The organism is Bradyrhizobium sp. P2_E8 (genome assembly GCF_056403875.1).
Genome location: NZ_JBFUES010001773.1, coordinates 1 through 746 on the forward strand (window position 1 = coordinate 1; position 746 = coordinate 746).

Annotated in this window: 1 protein-coding gene; it reads left to right on the forward strand. The window is 64.9% G+C overall.

Annotated features, from left to right (window positions below; genetic code table 11):
- Positions 1–577, forward strand: a 577-nt coding sequence (gene tlpA, locus AC1D00_RS43815) for a thiol:disulfide interchange protein TlpA (protein WP_477015030.1), incomplete at its 5' end; no start/stop codon positions are given.
- Between the last annotated feature and the right edge of the window lie 169 nt (positions 578–746).

Below are 746 nucleotides of genomic sequence, written 5' to 3' on the forward strand. Positions count from 1 at the left end.
GTACGGGCTGGGCCTGAGCCGGGCACCTACCGGCGATCCGGCCTGCCGGGCGGCAGTGGCTACGGCGCAGAAAATCGCCCCGCTCGCCCATGGCGAGGTGGCGGCGCTGACCATGGCGAGCGCACCCTTGAAGCTGCCCGACCTCGCTTTCGAGGACGCCGACGGCAAGCCGAAAAAGCTGTCCGATTTCCGCGGCAAGACCCTGCTGGTGAACCTCTGGGCCACCTGGTGCGTGCCGTGTCGGAAGGAAATGCCTGCACTGGACGAGCTCCAGGGCAAGCTTTCGGGCCCGAATTTCGAGGTGGTGGCGATCAATATCGATACCCGCGACCCCGAGAAGCCCAAGACCTTCCTGAAAGAGGCCAATCTGACCCGGCTCGGCTATTTCAACGATCAGAAAGCCAAGGTTTTCCAGGATCTTAAGGCCATAGGCCGGGCCCTGGGCATGCCGACCTCGGTGCTGGTCGACCCGCAGGGTTGCGAGATCGCGACGATCGCGGGGCCGGCGGAATGGGCGAGCGAGGACGCGCTCAAGCTGATCCGGGCTGCGACGGGCAAGGCCGCCGCGTCGCTTTAAGCGGTGACGTTCAGATTATTGCCGACACCCGCGCCGACATTGGCGAGCGAGGGCTGGCCGGCGCCCATCAGCGTCAGGACGGTGGATTTCTCCATATCCATGTTCTGCTTGGTCAGCGTCGCCGCGATATTCGACTGCAACGCGCCTTGCTGAGCGGCCAGCATGGTGC